This window comes from Rhodopseudomonas sp. (assembly GCF_036404135.1).
GTDB lineage: Bacteria > Pseudomonadota > Alphaproteobacteria > Rhizobiales > Xanthobacteraceae > Rhodopseudomonas_A.
Map to the genome: position 1 here is coordinate 1 of NZ_DASWPE010000185.1, position 15,279 is coordinate 15,279.

12 protein-coding genes and 3 pseudogenes are annotated in these 15,279 nt (G+C 66.0%); 5 read left to right on the plus strand and 10 right to left on the minus strand.

Annotated features, from left to right (window positions below):
* From VGC77_RS20665 to urtB, 3 genes and pseudogenes are all read right to left on the minus strand, one after another.
* A pseudogene (locus tag VGC77_RS20665) lies at nt 1-609 on the minus strand (ABC transporter ATP-binding protein); the annotation flags it as partial.
* A 10-nt stretch (nt 610-619) separates the two neighbouring features.
* Complete coding sequence (gene urtC / locus VGC77_RS20670) at nt 620-1,756, minus strand: urea ABC transporter permease subunit UrtC (protein ID WP_331173437.1); 1,137 nt, start codon at nt 1,754-1,756, stop codon at nt 620-622.
* An 11-nt stretch (nt 1,757-1,767) separates the two neighbouring features.
* Nucleotides 1,768-2,370, minus strand: a pseudogene (gene urtB / locus VGC77_RS20675) (urea ABC transporter permease subunit UrtB); the annotation flags it as partial.
* A gap of 1 nt (nt 2,371) precedes the next feature.
* Between urtB and VGC77_RS20680 the strand changes: the two are divergent.
* Nucleotides 2,372-2,947, plus strand: a pseudogene (locus VGC77_RS20680) (FAD binding domain-containing protein); the annotation flags it as partial.
* 3 nt (nt 2,948-2,950) lie between these two features.
* Complete coding sequence (locus VGC77_RS20685) at nt 2,951-4,582, plus strand: molybdopterin cofactor-binding domain-containing protein (RefSeq protein ID WP_331173438.1); 1,632 nt, start codon at nt 2,951-2,953, stop codon at nt 4,580-4,582.
* Between the two features lie 36 nt (nt 4,583-4,618).
* Here the strand turns inward: VGC77_RS20685 and VGC77_RS20690 are convergent, their stop codons facing one another.
* The 6 genes from VGC77_RS20690 to VGC77_RS20715 form a co-directional block, all read right to left on the minus strand.
* Entirely contained in the window at nt 4,619-4,978 is a 360-nt protein-coding gene (locus VGC77_RS20690) for a hypothetical protein (protein WP_331173439.1), read from the minus strand.
* A 119-nt stretch (nt 4,979-5,097) separates the two neighbouring features.
* Nucleotides 5,098-6,480 carry a nitrogenase component 1 gene (locus tag VGC77_RS20695; protein WP_331173440.1) on the minus strand — a complete coding sequence of 461 codons (1,383 nt, stop codon included), beginning with the start codon at nt 6,478-6,480 and terminating at the stop codon, nt 5,098-5,100.
* A gap of 12 nt (nt 6,481-6,492) precedes the next feature.
* Complete coding sequence (locus VGC77_RS20700; protein WP_331173441.1) at nt 6,493-8,016, minus strand: nitrogenase component 1; 1,524 nt, start codon at nt 8,014-8,016, stop codon at nt 6,493-6,495.
* A 220-nt stretch (nt 8,017-8,236) separates the two neighbouring features.
* Nucleotides 8,237-9,112, minus strand: coding sequence for a nitrogenase iron protein (gene nifH, locus VGC77_RS20705; protein WP_331173442.1), 876 nt, complete (start codon nt 9,110-9,112; stop codon nt 8,237-8,239).
* Between the two features lie 36 nt (nt 9,113-9,148).
* Nucleotides 9,149-10,081, minus strand: a complete 933-nt coding sequence (locus VGC77_RS20710; RefSeq protein WP_331173443.1) for a radical SAM protein — start codon at nt 10,079-10,081, stop codon at nt 9,149-9,151.
* Nucleotides 10,078-10,458 carry a NifB/NifX family molybdenum-iron cluster-binding protein gene (locus tag VGC77_RS20715; protein ID WP_331173444.1) on the minus strand — a complete coding sequence of 127 codons (381 nt, stop codon included), beginning with the start codon at nt 10,456-10,458 and terminating at the stop codon, nt 10,078-10,080. Before VGC77_RS20715 ends, VGC77_RS20710 begins: the two co-directional genes overlap by 4 nt.
* 572 nt (nt 10,459-11,030) lie before the next feature.
* Here VGC77_RS20715 and VGC77_RS20720 point away from each other — a divergent pair.
* Together VGC77_RS20720 and VGC77_RS20725 are read left to right on the plus strand one after the other, a co-directional pair.
* Nucleotides 11,031-12,419: a cystathionine beta-synthase gene (locus VGC77_RS20720; protein ID WP_331173445.1), complete on the plus strand. Its 1,389-nt coding sequence runs from the start codon at nt 11,031-11,033 to the stop codon at nt 12,417-12,419.
* Nucleotides 12,412-13,587, plus strand: a complete 1,176-nt coding sequence (locus VGC77_RS20725) for a PLP-dependent aspartate aminotransferase family protein (RefSeq protein WP_331173446.1) — start codon at nt 12,412-12,414, stop codon at nt 13,585-13,587. The genes VGC77_RS20720 and VGC77_RS20725 overlap by 8 nt, the downstream gene beginning before the upstream one ends.
* Before the next feature lie 216 nt (nt 13,588-13,803).
* Here VGC77_RS20725 and VGC77_RS20730 read toward each other — a convergent pair whose 3' ends face one another.
* Nucleotides 13,804-14,094: a hypothetical protein gene (locus VGC77_RS20730; RefSeq protein ID WP_331173447.1), complete on the minus strand. Its 291-nt coding sequence runs from the start codon at nt 14,092-14,094 to the stop codon at nt 13,804-13,806.
* Between the two features lie 229 nt (nt 14,095-14,323).
* Between VGC77_RS20730 and VGC77_RS20735 the strand changes: the two genes are divergently transcribed.
* A complete protein-coding gene (locus VGC77_RS20735; protein WP_331173448.1) occupies nt 14,324-15,205 on the plus strand; it encodes a hypothetical protein in 882 nt (293 codons plus the stop codon).
* Nucleotides 15,206-15,279: the final 74 nt, after the last annotated feature.

The window sequence follows — 15,279 nt, forward strand, 5'->3', positions numbered from 1 at the left end:
CGAACGGTTCTTGATGATCTTGTTGAGCAGCTCCGCGGTCTTGACACGCTCGCTGACGCTCATGCCGGCGACCGGCTCGTCGAGCATCAGGAGGTCTGGGTCCTGGATCAGCAGCATGCCGATCTCCAGCCACTGCTTCTGGCCGTGGCTGAGCAGTTAGGCCGACATGTTGAGGCGGTCCTTGAGGAAGATCATCTGGGCGACTTCTTCGACGCGGTCGCGGACCACCGCGTCGCGCTTGAAGGTCAAAGCGCCGAACACCGAGCGGCCGCGCGGGAACGAGATCTCCAGGTTCTCGAACACAGTTAGATCGTCATAGATCGACGGCGTCTGGAATTTGCGGCCGACCCCGGCCTGCACAATCTGGTTTTCCTTCATCTTCGTGAGGTCCTTGTCACGAAAATGGATCGCACCGGAGGTCGCTTTGGTCTTGCCGCAGATCACGTCGAGCACCGTGGTCTTGCCGGCGCCGTTGGGGCCGATGATGACGCGGATCTCGTTCTCATCGACGTAGAACGACAGGTCGTTGACCGCCTTGAAGCCGTCGAACGACACGGTGAGCGCTTCCACCGCGAGCAGGAAATCGGGTTGTTGATGGTTGATCAGCATGATCGTCTCCTCACTCCGCGGGCGCGCCGTCGGCGACGGAATTGTCGCTCCAGCCGGATTTCGGCTTGCGACTGATCAGCCGGTCGAGCCGCGGCTGCACGTGATCGCGCCAGATGCCGGCAAGGCCATTCGGGAAGGCGAGCACCACGGCGATGAACAGCGCGCCAAGCCCGAACAGCCAGAGCTGCGGGAAGGATTCCGACAGGCTGGTCTTGGCGAAGTTGACTAACAAGGTTCCATACACCGCGCCAAAGATCGACAGCCGGCCCCCGACCGCGGTGTAGATCACCATCTCGATCGACGGCGTGATGCCGACGAAGGACGGCGACATGAAGCCGACCTGGAGCGTAAACATCGCGCCGCCGATCGCCGCGAATATCGCCGCGAGACAAAACGCGAAGATCTTGAAATTGGCGACGCTGTAGCCGGAGAACCGCACCCGGTCCTCCTTCTCGCGCATCGCCACCAGGATGCGGCCGAGCTTGGAGTGCCGCACGAACAATGCAATCAGGATGCAGCCGAACAGCAACGCCACCTCGAAGAAATACAGCAGGAATTTGGCGTGGTCCGGCCGGATGTCCCAGCCCTTCAGCGTGCGCAGATCGGTGATGCCGTTGATGCCGCCGGTGTAGCCCTGCTGGCCGACGATCAGGATGGTGAGGATCGCCGCCACCGCCTGCGTGATGATGGCGAAATACACCCCGCCAACCCGGCGCTTGAACATCGCGGCGCCGATCAGATAGGCGAACAGCGCCGGCACGATCAGGATCGCCAGAATCGTCAGCGTGAGGCTATGGAACGGTTGCCAGAACAGCGGCAATTGGGTGATCTGATTCCAGTCCATGAAATCCGGAATGCCCGGCGTCGACTGAATCTTGGTGTTGGCGACGCTACTGGCTTCGAGTTTCAGATACATCGCCATGCAATAACCGCCGAGCCCGAAGAATACCCCCTGCCCCAGGCTCAAGATGCCGCCAAAGCCCCAGCACAGCACGAGACCAATGGCGACGAAGGCGTAGGTCAAGTACTTCGCCACCAGGTTGAGCCGGAACACGTCGAGCGACAGCGGCAGGATCACCACCAGCAACAGCGCCAGAACCACGAGGCCGAGCGCCTCGGTGCGATTGAAGAAACGCGGAGTGTGCATCGCTGCCGTCCTCATTTGCGCACCTTGAGCGCGAACAGGCCTTGCGGCCGCAGCATCAGGATGGCGACGATGGCCAACAGCGTCAGCACCTTGGCCATCGAGCCGGACATGAAGAATTCCATGGTCGACTGCGCCTGCGAGATGGTGAAGGCCGACGCAATGGTGCCGAACAGGCTAGCGGCGCCGCCGAACACCACGACCAAAAACGTATCGACGATGTAGAGCTGGCCGGAGGTCGGCCCGGTCGAGCCGATCATGGTGAAGGCTGATCCGGCGACGCCGGCGATGCCGCAGCCGAGCCCGAACGTATAGCGATCGACCTTCTCGGTGTTGATGCCGACCGCGCCGGCCATCACCCTATTCTGCATCACCGCGCGGACCTGGCGGCCCCAGCGCGATTTGTACATGATGAAGGCGACGCACAGCGTGATCAGCAGCGTCAGCGCCATCACGAAGATGCCGTTGATCGGCACCTCGATGGTGTCGGTGATCTGCTTGGAGCCGAGCATCCATTGCGGCAGCTCGACGCCGACCTCGCGGGCGCCGAAGATCGAGCGATAGGCCTGCTGCAGGATCAGCGACAGCCCCCAGGTGGCGAGCAGCGTATCCAGCGGGAACCAGCCCTGCAACAAACGCCAGCCCGGCAGCGGCTGCGGCGCGTTGCAAGGCTTCAGCCGGCAGCACGCCATCGTCGGCGCCAGCGAGGCCTGCGTCGCCACCCATCCGAGCGACATGGCGGTGGCGATGCGGCTGCTCGACGCCACCGTCGAGACGGTCAACGCCGATGGCGCGGCGCGACGGATTCCGATCGCCGACTTCCACCGGCTGCCCGGCGACACCCCGCAGATCGAAACCACGCTGAGGCCCGGCGAACTGATCACCGCGGTGACGCTGCCGAGGCCCGCCGGCGGCACGCAGATCTATCGCAAGGTGCGCGACCGCGCCTCGTTCGCCTTTGCGCTGATCTCGGTCGCCGCCATCGTGCAGCGCGACGGCACCGGGCGCGTGGCACTCGGCGGCGTCGCGCACAAGCCATGGCGCATCGAGGCCGCCGACGCCGAGCTGCCGCGCGGTGCCAAGGCGGTGACCGACAAATTGCTGGCGGACGCCAGGACCACCGAACAGAACGCATTCAAACGGCCGCTGGTCGAGCGCACGCTCGGCGCCGTGCTGGCCGAAGCGAAAGGCTGAGCCATGAAGTTCGACACCCCCGCGGGCAGCAATCCGATCGACCAGCTCAAGGTGATCGGCCAGCCGCTCGATCGCATCGACGGCCCGCTGAAGACCACCGGGTCCGCGCGCTACGCCTATGAACGCCACGACGTGGTGCCGAACGCCGCCTATGGCTATGTGCTGGGCGCTGCGATCGCCAAGGGACGCATCAACGCCATCGACCTTGCCGCCGCGAAGTCGGCGCCGGGCGTGCTGGCGATCGTCACCGCGGAGAATGCCGGGCCGCTCGACAAGGGCAAGATCACCGCGATCGGCCATGAAAGCTGGTCCGGCGATCTGCCGGGCGGCAAGCCGGACGGCGCGGTCAGCCAGACCCGCCAGCTTTATGCCGGCGCCAATCGCATGACCGCGACGAGGCTCGCGGTGCTCGATCTGCCGGAAGGCAATGCGATGCGCGCGCCGGGCGAAGCCACCGGCATGATGGCGCTGGAAATCGCTATCGACGAGATCGCCGAGAAGCTCGCCATCGACCCGGTCGAGTTTCGGATTCTCAACGATACCCAGGTGGTGCCGGACAATGCCAAGGCCGCCGCGAAAGAGCCGCAGACCGTCGGCACCGCGGCCAAGCCGGAGCTGCCGTTCTCGCAGCGGCAGTTGATCCAGTGCTTCGAGACCGGCCGCGACCGCTTCGGCTGGGCCAAGCGCAACCCGAAGCCCGGCGCGACGCGCGACGGCCGCTGGCTGGTCGGGCTCGGCGTCGCCGCCGCGTTCCGCAACAACCAGCTCACCAAATCGGCGGCGCGGGTGCGGCTCGACAATGACGGCATGATCACCGTCGAGACCGACATGACCGATATCGGCACCGGCAGCTATACCATCATCGCGCAGACCGCCGCGGAGATGATGGGCGTGCCGATGAACAAAGTGGCGGTGCGGCTTGGCGATTCCGCATTCCCGGTGTCGGCCGGATCCGGCGGGCAATGGGGCGGCAATAATTCCACCGCCGGCGTCTACGCCGCCTGTCTCAAGCTGCGCGAAATGATCGCGCAGAAGCTCGGCTTCAACTCAGCCGAAGCCGCGTTCACCGACGGCGAGGTGCGATCCGGCAATCGCGGCGTGGCGCTGGCCGACGCCGCGCGCGACGGCAGCCTCAGCGCCGAGGACGGCATCGAATATGGCGATCTCGACAAGAAGTATCAGCAGTCGACGTTCGGCGCGCATTTCGTCGAGGTCGGTGTCGACGCCGCGACCGCCGAAATCCGGGTCCGGCGCATGCTCGCGGTGTGCGCGGCCGGCCGCATCCTCAACCCGAAGACCGCGCGCAGCCAGGTAATCGGCGCGATGACCATGGGCGTCGGCGCGGCACTGATGGAGGAACTGGTGGTCGACAAGCGCGCCGGCTTCTTCGTCAACCACGACCTTGCCGGCTACGAAGTGCCAGTGCACGCCGACATTCCGCATCAGGAGGTGATTTTCCTCGACGAGACCGATCCGATGTCGTCGCCGATGAAGGCCAAGGGCATCGCCGAGCTCGGCATTTGCGGGGTGGCCGCCGCGGTCGCCAACGCGGTGTACAACGCCACCGGGGTCCGGGTACGGGACTATCCGGTGACGCTCGACAAGCTGATCGACAGGCTGCCGGCGGTGGGCTGAGCGCCGGCGCGCCGCGGCGACGCCGGTCGGCGGAAGTCAAGACCGGCGGGGGCGCCCGCGCAGCGCTTGCATCATGCCGATGCGGGCGAAATCGGTCGGACCGCCGTCGCTGCCGACCATCAGCACCGCGGCAAGCGCGGTCTGCCAGCGCGGCAGGTTGTATTCGTGACGCGGCAATCGGATCAGGAAGGCGCGGGCGTCGTGCAGGGTGGCCAATTCGCCGCCTCCGGGAAGAGGAATCGGCGGCGAAAACCGGGCTGACCACGACACAAAGCAACTCCACAGGACGACATCCGAAAGCGCCGGGACGAGCTTCGGCTGGCGAGGCTCGCGACGCTTTGCAGCTGCCGACCGCGAAATAATTCCTCGGTGCGGCAATCGTTCCTCGGCGAGCAATGCGATGCGCGCCGCGCTACGCTCTCAGCCCTGCATGTGCATCATCGGGTCGATCGGCATCATGTTGTGCGGGCCCTCGCGCGCCGCAAGCCAGATTCCCGGGCCGCGATCGGCGGCGGTCAGGCGCTGTGGCTGACCACCGTGGAGTAGATCCGCTCCAGCAGCGACAGCGCGCCGCGATAGCCGACATAGCTGCGCGACAGCACCACTTCATAGGAGGCGGGGAAGCCGACCTCGACCAGCGAGCCCTTCATTTCCTTGACCAGATCGCGCTCCCAGGTGGTGCCGAAGATGATCGGCGGCTTGTGGCCGAAATCCGCGTTGCGGATGCTCTGGTGGATCTGGTAGCTGTCCTCGATGAATTCGATCTCGACGCTGACGTCGTGGTCGATGTTGCGGAATTGCTCGCGGATGGCGTCGCGGTGCTCGACCGGCGGGTCCTCGGTGACGATCTGCTTGGCCGGGATCAGCCCGAGTTGGGTAACGAGAAACTTGGTCAACGCCAGATTGTAGGCGCTGTCGCCGACCACCGCGAATTTCGCCGGCAGCCCCCACCAATATTCCGAATAGAAATCGGTGAAGCCGTCGATGTAATTGTAGTAGCGGGTTTCCTCGCGAGCGATGAACGCTTCGACCGGCTCCGGCGCGAGCCCGGCGAACTCCGCCACCTGCCGCAAGAACTCGCCGCTCTGCCGGGCGCCGATCGGCAGCACCGGAATGTGCAGGAACGGCTGGTAGAACCGCTCCTCCAGCAGCCTCGCGGTGGACAGCCCGAGCCACGGCGACAGCACCAGGTTGAACTGCGCATGCGGGATGTCGCGCCATTCGCTGAGGCCTGCGGAATCCGGCCCGAACAGCACGTTGACCTTGAGCCCGATGCCTTCCAGAAGCCGCTTGATCTCCTCGAGGTCGCCGCGCCAGAACGTGTTCTGATACGGCAATAGCGACCACAGATTGACCAGCCCTTTGTTGCGGACGCCGTCCCATTCGCCGAGATATTGTTCGATGATCGCCCGCGTCACCGCCTCGTGGCCGGTGAAATTGTTGCCGCGAAAGCCGCCGGTCTCGGCGTAGACGATCGGCACGCCTTTCTTCTGGAAATCGCGCACCACCGAGCCGACGTCGTCGCCGACCAGATCCGGGATGCAGCCGGTCAGCACCACGAACAGATCGGCATCGAGCACGGTTTGCGTGGAGTCGATCAGTTCGCGCAGCCGGTCGGCGCCGCCGAAGATCACCTCGCGCTGCGAGGCGTTGGTCGAGGGCACCACCGGGCCGCCGCCATAGCCCGAGCCCTGGAAGCCGTTGTAGAACGCCAGGTTCACGTATTGTTTGTCGGCGCAGCCCGGCCCGCAATGGGTGATCGGCACCACCCGCGGAATCGCCGCCGCACTCTGCATCGCGCCGATCGCGCAGACGTAGCGAACCAGTTCGATCGGCCCGGAGGTGTCGGCATCCGCGGTGATCTCGGTCGGGCGCGATTTGAGCGCAAGAATGGCCATTGCTGGAGTCCTTTACTCGGCGGCGGCGGCGGTGGTGCTACGCGCGAGCGCGAACGGATCGGACTGCGCCAGCCAGGATTGCTTGTAGGGAAGGCTGACGCGCTTCGCGATATCCTGATGGAATTTGCGGTGCTGCAACGCCGCCAGGATCGACTCGCCGAGATTGACCATGCCCTGATAGCCGAGCGCATGGTGCTCGTCGCCGAGCGGGATCGCCGGGATGCCGAGCCGTGCTGCGAGCGGCGCGAGGCCATTGTGGCGGATGATGATGAAGTCCGGCTTCACCCGCTGCAACAGATTGTAGAACTGATATTGCTGGCGGTTGCCGACGGTGAAATGCCTGACGTCGCCGTAATTCTCGACCAGATGCGCCAGCGAGTCCTGCCGCGGGTCTTCGCTGTCGTAGACCGGGTCGTGGTGGAACACCAAGGAGCCGTCGACCTCGACGCCGATCTCGCGCAGCACGCCGATCAGCCCGTGCGAATAGGCCGAGCCGGTGGCGACATAGCCCTTCAGGCCTTTCAGCTTCGGCCGCAACTCGGCGAGCAGCGGCTTCACCCGCGCGTGCTCGCGGGCGATGTAGTCTTCCGCCTGCTGCTCGCGTCCGGTGACGCGGGCGAGTTCGCGCAGCCAGGCGTCGGTGCCGGCGAAGCCGTAGGGCTGCGGCGCCTTGACCTGCTCGACGCCGAATTCCTGCTCCAGCGCGGTGGCCAGATAAGTGCCGAGCGTGTAGCAGAACGAGACGGTGGCGCGGGCTTCTGACATCTGCGCCAATTGCTCGACGGTCGCCATGTCGACGACGTAGTTCACCCGTAGCCCGAGTTCGCCGAGCATCGGGGTGAACACGTCGGTGCCCCACAGATTGATGACGTTGATCAGATCGTCCTGCCGCTTCTCCGGGTTCTTGCGCACGATCTGGCGCAGGATGCCGTGCTGGGTGGCGTCGAAGCCGGTCGACCAGTGCTTCGACTTGAAGCCCTCGCAATGCAGCGGGATCACCGGAATGCCGAATTCGGCCTCGGCGGCGCGCGCCACGCTTTCGACGTCATCGCCGATGATGCCCGAGGCGCAGGAGGTGGCGATGAACACCGCCTTCGGCGCGTGGCGCTCGACCGCGGCCTTGATCGCCGAGGCGAGCTTGTCGACGCCGCCATAGACCATGTCGCGTTCGCGCAGATTGGTCGAGATGAAGCGGATGTTCTGCACCGGCAGCCCGCGCATCGCGAGACCATTGCGATAGATCGAATTGTAGATCACTTGGCCGGCGCCGCAGCCGATCGGCGAATGCTGGATCAAGACGGCGTCGCGGATGTTGCCGGCCTGACATTCCACCATCTGCTCGCTGCACACCGAGCCCTGGGTGAACGGGCCTTCCAATTCGCAGATCCGCCGCGCCTTGCCGCCGCAGCCGCCGCAATCGCCGCGCGAAAACGCCGATTGATCGGCGAGCTCAGTCGCGGTGCCGTCCCAGCCGATGATGGTGCCGAGCCGCTGCTCGCGGGTCTCGACGCTGGAGGTTTTCAAGTTGAGGGTCATGCGTAAGGTCCGGTGCGACGGTGGAATGGCAGCTTGGGTCTCGGCATCGCGGGTGGCGACGCCTCATGCGAAATCAGGCGTTCAACCGCGTCATTGCGAGGAGCTCTTGCGACGAAGCAATCCAGGGTTGCGGGTGAGGTCAGCAAATGTTGCCCCTGGATTGCTTCGCTTTCGCCCGGCGCTTCGCGCCGCGCTCGGCTCGCGATGACAATTGAACCGCTCAGGCGACCTGCCGGTTGCGCTCGGCCTCGGCGCGTTCGGCGGCGACCAGATGGTCGGCCCAGCGCGCCGACCATTCGCGCAGCTGCGTCGGGTTGAGCGGGGTCGGCACCTTGGAATCGGTATGTTCGGCGATGCGCCGCGCGAGCTGGCGGTAGACATCGGCCTGCGCCGATTGCGGCGCCGCCTCGATGGTGGTGCGGCCGCTCAATTCGGCCTGGGTGACGGTGAGCGAACGCGGCACATATTGCACGATCGGGGTATCGGTGCGGCTGGCGAAATCGTCGATGATCTCGCGCTGGAAATCGGTGTTGATCGAATTGGCGATGATGCCGCCGAGCAGGGCGCCGCCGGAATTGGAGAACCGCTCAATGCCGCGGAACAGATTGTTGGCGGCGTAGATCGCCATGAAATCCGACGACGACACCGTGAACACGTGTTCGGCGATGCCCTCGCGCACCGGCACCGCGAAGCCGCCGCACACCACGTCGCCGAGCACGTCGTAGATCACGATGTCGAGGTCGAGTTCCTCGAACACCCGCTGCTGCTTCAGCAGTTCGACCGCGGTGATGATGCCGCGGCCGGCGCAGCCGACGCCGGGCTGCGGGCCGCCGGCCTCGACGCAATAGATGCCGCCGAAGCCTTCGAAGATCGCCTCATAGGCGTCGACCCGGCGCCGCTCGGCCAACAGATCGAGCACCGAGGGAATGTATTCGCCGCCGCGCAGCGTGTTGGTGGAGTCGGCCTTGGGGTCGGCGCCGAACTGCATCACTTTATATCCGGCCTCGGCCAGCGCCGCGCTAATATTCGAGGTGGTGGTCGACTTGCCGATCCCGCCTTTGCCGTAAATCGCAATCTGCTTGAGCTTCTTGGCCATGATCGGCGCTCCTGTTGTGGTGTCGGATGGACGGCGTCAGCCGTGCGAGAAGGTCGGCTCGGCGCTGATGCCGTCGCCGTAGAGTTGCGCGGTGTAGTCGCTGACGCCGGGAATGCCGCAGGCGTCGGCGCGGCAGCGCTGGCAATGCGTAAACACCCGCAGGTGTTGCTCGGCGTCGGCGCGGGCGACATAGCGCTTCATCATTCCGGGCGCCGGCAGATGCGCGAAGCCGTGCTGCGGGATCAGCGGGATGATGTTGATGAGCTGCGCGCCGGCCTCGGCCACGCGCTCCGCCACCGTGCCGATGTGGTCGTCGTTGACGGTCGGGATCAGCACGGTGTTGATCTTGATGGTCAGGCCGAGCGCCGCGGCTTTGGCGATGCCGTCGAGCTGATTGGCGATCAGCCGTTCGGCGGCGGCGATGCCGTCGAGCCTGCGGCGCTGCCAGGCGATCTTCGGGGTGATCTGCGCCTGGATCTGCGGGTCGACCGAATTGACCGTGACGGTCAGCGTGCTGACGCCGACCGCGGCGATCTCCTCGATCCGCTGCGGCAGCATCAGGCCGTTGGTCGACAGGCACAGCACCAGCTCCGGCCAGCGCGCATGCACCTTTTCAAATGTCTGCAAGGCATGCGGCGTCGCCAACGGATCGCCCGGCCCGGCGATGCCGACCACGTTGATGGTCGGGCACAGTTCGAGCGCCCGCTCGGTGATCTCCACCGCCTGATCCGGACTGAGCAGCCGCGTCGCCACGCCGGGGCGCTGCTCGCGGCGATTGAAATCGCGAATGCAGAACGCGCAATCGATATTGCAGCCGGGACTGACCGGCAGATGCAGCCGCGCGCTGCGGGCGTGGCCGACCGCGGTGGTGCTGAAGCAGGGGTGGCGGCCCTCCAACGCCGGAAACGCCGGCTTGGTCGCCGCCATCCGCATGGTCTGCGCCGGGCAGGAATCCACTGGCATCGTCATGCGCGCGCTGGCTCCCGCAACACCGTGCTATCGGCCAATTCGCGCAGCGCGGTGGCCACCGCGTCCTCGGTCTCGAACGCCAGGATGCCGAGCGCCGCCAGCCGGTTGATGGCGCACTCGCCGATCCGCGCCACCACCACGGCGCGGCAATCGGCGACCAGATCCACCGAAATATCCATCGGGTCGCGGCGCTCCGCGCTGCGATCGGCGCCGCAGGCCGGCAGATTGCGCCGCGTCTCCACCAGCCGCGGCGCGCGGCCGGAAAATTCCCAGATCTGGAACTGGGTCGCGTAGCCGAAATGTTCGGTGACCGCGACGCCGTCGCCGGTGGCGATCGCCACCCGGGTTGGTTCGGTTGAGCTCGGCGGCAGACCCATGCGCGATCACATCGTTGCAGATTTCATATCAGCGGACGGTCGGCATGCGACCGGCGTGCGCTGATAGTTGCGTGAGCTGATAGTTGCGTGGTCAGTCCGCCGCTGTCGCGGGCGGATGCCACGACTCGTAACGCATTTGCGCGAGGATTGGCTTTCATTGTGCGCAGCGCAGCGTGAACAGTTTTCTTCAATGCGAGGGCCGGCGACCTATTCGTTACTGTCAACGTTGCGCGAGGTATCACCGTGCTGACAATCCAAGCGGCCGCGACTCGTCGGCTCTGCGCGACGCGGCGCGCAGATGCGGCGGCCGTCACCGCAACGTGATTTCACATGACCGCGATAGGGCGCGGCTTGCGTTGACCGATGCCGGGAAGAACACAATGCTGCCGGCGTGACGGTTTGTGCAGTTCCATGCTGCGCGGGGCGGCAAGACTTGCGGTTTGTGCTGAAGTCGTCGCCGCGTATTGACGACGGCGCGATCCGAGGCTCAGTTAGTTGCCAGCCGCGGCGCGCGGTGATCCGATCACGGGAACGCCATCTTTGCGAGACGCACAGTGAATATGATTGCAGCCTTGCCGTCCAACCAACAGACCCCCGGCGGGGTGATCGATCTGATCGGCAACACGCCGCTGGTCGAACTCACCCAGCTCGATGCGGGGCCGTGCCGGCTATTCGCCAAGCTCGAATTCCAGAATCCCGGCGGCTCGATCAAGGACCGCCCGGCGCTGTCGATGATCACCGCGTTCGAGCACGACGGCCAGTTGCAGCCGGGCGGCACGCTGGTCGAGGCCACCGCCGGCAACACCGGGCTTGGCCTGGCGCTGGTCGCGGCGCTGAAAGGCTACCGGCTGATCCTGGTCATTCCCGACAAGATGAGCCGGGAGAAAGTGCTGCACCTCAAGGCGCTCGGCGCCGAAGTGGTGATGACCCGCTCCGACGTCGGCAAGGGCCATCCGGCCTATTACCAGGACCTCGCCGCGCGCATCACTGCGCAGACCCCCGGCGCGGTGTTCGTCAATCAGTTCGCCAATCCGGCGAATCCCCTGGCCCATGAGATCGGCACCGCGCCGGAAATCTGGGAGCAGATGGATCGCCGGGTCGACGCGGTGGTGGCCGGCATCGGCTCCGGCGGCACCATGACCGGGATCAGCCGGTTCTTCGCCCGGATGTCGCCGTCGACCGAAATGGTGCTGGCCGATCCGCAGGGCTCGATCCTGGTCGATGTGGTCGAGGGACGGCAGCCCGGCGAACTCGGCAGCTGGCTGGTCGAGGGCATCGGCGAGGATTTCGTGCCGCCCAATGCCGATCTGTCTTTGGTGGCGCGCGGCTATTCGATCTCCGACGCGGAGTCTTTTGCCGCGGCTCGCGAGCTGCTGCGCCGCGAAGGCATTCTCGCCGGCTCCTCCTCCGGCACGCTGCTCGCCGCGGCGCTGCGCTATTGCCGCGCACAGACCGAGCCGAAGCGCGTGGTCACGCTGTTTCCGGACGGCGGCAACAAATATCTGTCGAAGATGTTCAACGACGCCTGGATGGCCGACCAGGGTTTCGTGCGCCGGCCGCAGCAGGGCGATTTGCGCGACCTGATCCAGCGCCGCCACGACGAGGGCGCGGCGATCACCGTGGCGCCCGACGACACCTTGAACTTCGCCTATTCGCGGATGAAGCTGTACGACGTGTCGCAACTGCCGGTGCTGACCGACGATCACGTGGTCGGAATCATCGACGAGTCCGATCTGTTGATGGCGACCTTCGCCGACGCCGAGCGATTTTCCCAGCCGGTCAGCCTGGCGATGAGCGAACGGGTCGAGACCGTGCCGGTGTCGACGCCGCTCGAGCAATTGTTGCCGGTGTTCGACCGCGGCCACGTCGTCGTGGTGGTCGACGGCTCGCATTTCCTGGGGTTGATCACGCGGATCGATCTCGTCAACCACCTCCGCCGCAAGGTCGACCGACATGCATGACAAGATTCGTAACAGCCGGCTCCCCGGGCCGAACACCCGCGCCGTGCATGGCGGCCAGACGCCCGATCCCACGACCGGCGCGGTGACGACGCCGATCTACGCCACCTCGACCTTCGTGCAACAGGCCCCCGGCGTCCATAAAGGCTACGAATACGCCCGCTCGCAGAACCCGACCCGGGCGGCGTTCGAGGCGGCGATCGCCGATGCCGAGCGCGGCCATGCCGGCTTTGCCTTTGCCTCCGGGCTCGCCGCGGAAGCCGCGATTCTCGAACTCGCGCCGCACGGCAGCCACGTGGTGGCGTCGGAAGATCTCTACGGCGGCAGCTGGCGGCTGTTTCATCGGGTGCGCAATCATTCGGCGGCGTTGACCGTGACGCACATCGATCCCGCCGATCCCGCGGCGATCCGCGCCGCGATCCGGCCCGACACCGCCTTCATCTGGATCGAGACCCCGAGCAATCCGCTGCTGCGGCTCGCCGACCTCGACGCCGTGGCGGCGATCGGCCGCGAGCGCGGCGTGCTCACCGTGGTCGACAACACCTTCGCCTCGCCGGCGGTGCAGCGTCCGCTCGAGCACGGCATCGATATCGTGGTGCATTCGGTCACCAAATATATCGGCGGCCATTCCGACATCGTCGGCGGCGCCATCGTGGTGCGCGACGCCGGGCTCGAGCAGAAGCTGGCGTTTCTGCAGAACGCCACCGGCGGCATCCTCGATCCGTTCTCGAGTTTCCTGGCGCTGCGCGGCATCAAGACGCTGCCGCTGCGGCTGCAGCGCCACGCCGACAACGCGCTCGCGGTGGCGCGCTGGCTGGAGGCGCATCCCAAGGTCGAACGGGTGATCTATCCGGGCCTCGAAAGCCACCCGCAGCACGACCTCGCCAAACGGCAGATGGCCAATGGCGGCGGCATGGTCGCGGCCTATCTCAAAGCCGACGAGCAGCAGACCGTCGAGGTGCTAAAACGCGTCCAGCTGATCGCGCTGGCCGAAAGCCTCGGCGCGGTGGAGAGCCTGGTCGGGCAACCCTGGACCATGAGCCATGGCTCGCTGCCGGAAGCCGACCGGCTGGCGCGCGGCATCAAGCCCAATCTGATCCGGCTGTCGATCGGGATCGAGGACGTCGAGGACCTCACCGAGGATCTCGAGCAGGCGCTCGCGATCATCTGAACCGCGGCTGCGGTGCCGGGCTTCGACGGCTGCGCCGCAGCCGGGCGCGGCCACGGCTTGACGCCCGGCATTCGCCGTAAAGCGCCAAGACACACCCTACTACCTGCGACGCGGACGCGCCGCAGGCCCCATCGCGACCGCGACCGCGTCGGCTGTGAAGTTGGACTTTCGGCCAAGGCCGATGCGCCGCGCTCCGCGTCGCGGGCGATTCGGCCATCAGGACGAGGACGACCGCGGCGGCGTCGAACCGCTGGTCTCCTCTCGGCGCGCCAATCTGGCGTAGCCGACCCGCAATTGATCCGCCGAGATCGGCCCGCCGTCGCCGCGGCGCGCGCCGGCGCGGGCCAGCAGCGACGCCATGCTGCGCCAGGTGAGACGCGACGTCGCGCGAAGCTTGGTGATTTCGTCGAGGTGGTGAGCCAGCACGCGCTCGAACGGCACGCGCTCGCCGTCAACGGTCAACTCGGCAGCGAATTTTTCAGCCCAAGATTTCAAATCAGTACTCATCGCGGCAACCTATGACCGAGTTCTTCACTCAACATGAATCAAAACGAAGAAAGTCGGCTTAGATAAAACATTGCTCGATTTTTGCACAAAACAAACACATTAAGTTTTACGCGCCTGTGCAGCTGCAAATGCACGAAAAAATCACCGCAAGATCGCCGCGCGACGGCTTCGGACAAGCTTCGCCTGCTATCCATAGCCAAATATTTTTTCAACATCGCCGCAGACAGCCATGGTCGACGCATCAACTAACAAGGCCACGTCGCCGACCGCAGCGGCGGAGCCGCGCACAGCCGCGGCGGCCGCCGACAATGCCGCGCCGCCGCTCCGCCCGGTCGGCAACGGCGCGCGGCACCATGTCGGCACTGCGAGCTTCGACGAAATGCTCGCCAAGGAGGTGCTGGCCAGCTTCCGGCGCACCCAGGCGATGGCGCGCGCAGAGCCCGCCAAGCCGAAGCCGCGCCGGCCGGTACCACCGGCGACTCTCGTGGTGCGTCCACCAAAGTCGTATCCATGGACGATGCCGTTCGTGTCGCTGGCCTCGTATGTCGGCCTCTCCACACTGCTCTGCGCCGGCGGGCTGGCCTATCTGTTCGTACAGCCGGCGACTACCACAACGGCGAGGCCGCCGGCCGCCGAGCTGCGCGGCCTTCGCGATTCCGTTGAACAGTTACGCCACAGCATTGCCGCGCTCTCCAACGACGTGGCGGCCAACCGCAGCGCGCTCGCCGCCGCCAACCAGACCTTCAGCGACCGCATCGTGCGGCTCGCCGCCCGCTTTGACCGCGCCGATCAGCCGGTCGCGGCGCGCAAGCTCGAACCCGCGGCGCAGGAAGCGACGCAGTCGGCTTACGCCGAACCGGGCGATCCGCCGGGCGAGATCACCGGCACCATTCAACGGCCGCGACCGCCGGCCGCCGCAGAGCCCGCGGTGGTCGCCGGCTGGCGAGTACGGCGCGCTTACGACGGCGCCGCCGTGCTCGAAGGGCCCTCGGGGGTGATCGAGGTCAGTCTCGGCCAGGATGTCCCCGCGCTCGGCCGCATCCAGGACATCACGTCGGCGAACGGCCGGCTGCAGGTGACGACGAGCAAGGGCCTGATCGTTTCCCGCTGAGGCTCCGCCGAAAAGCAACGGCCCGATTGCGTGGCGATCATGATCCGCCGGGCGCCGAGTTCGCGATCACGTTG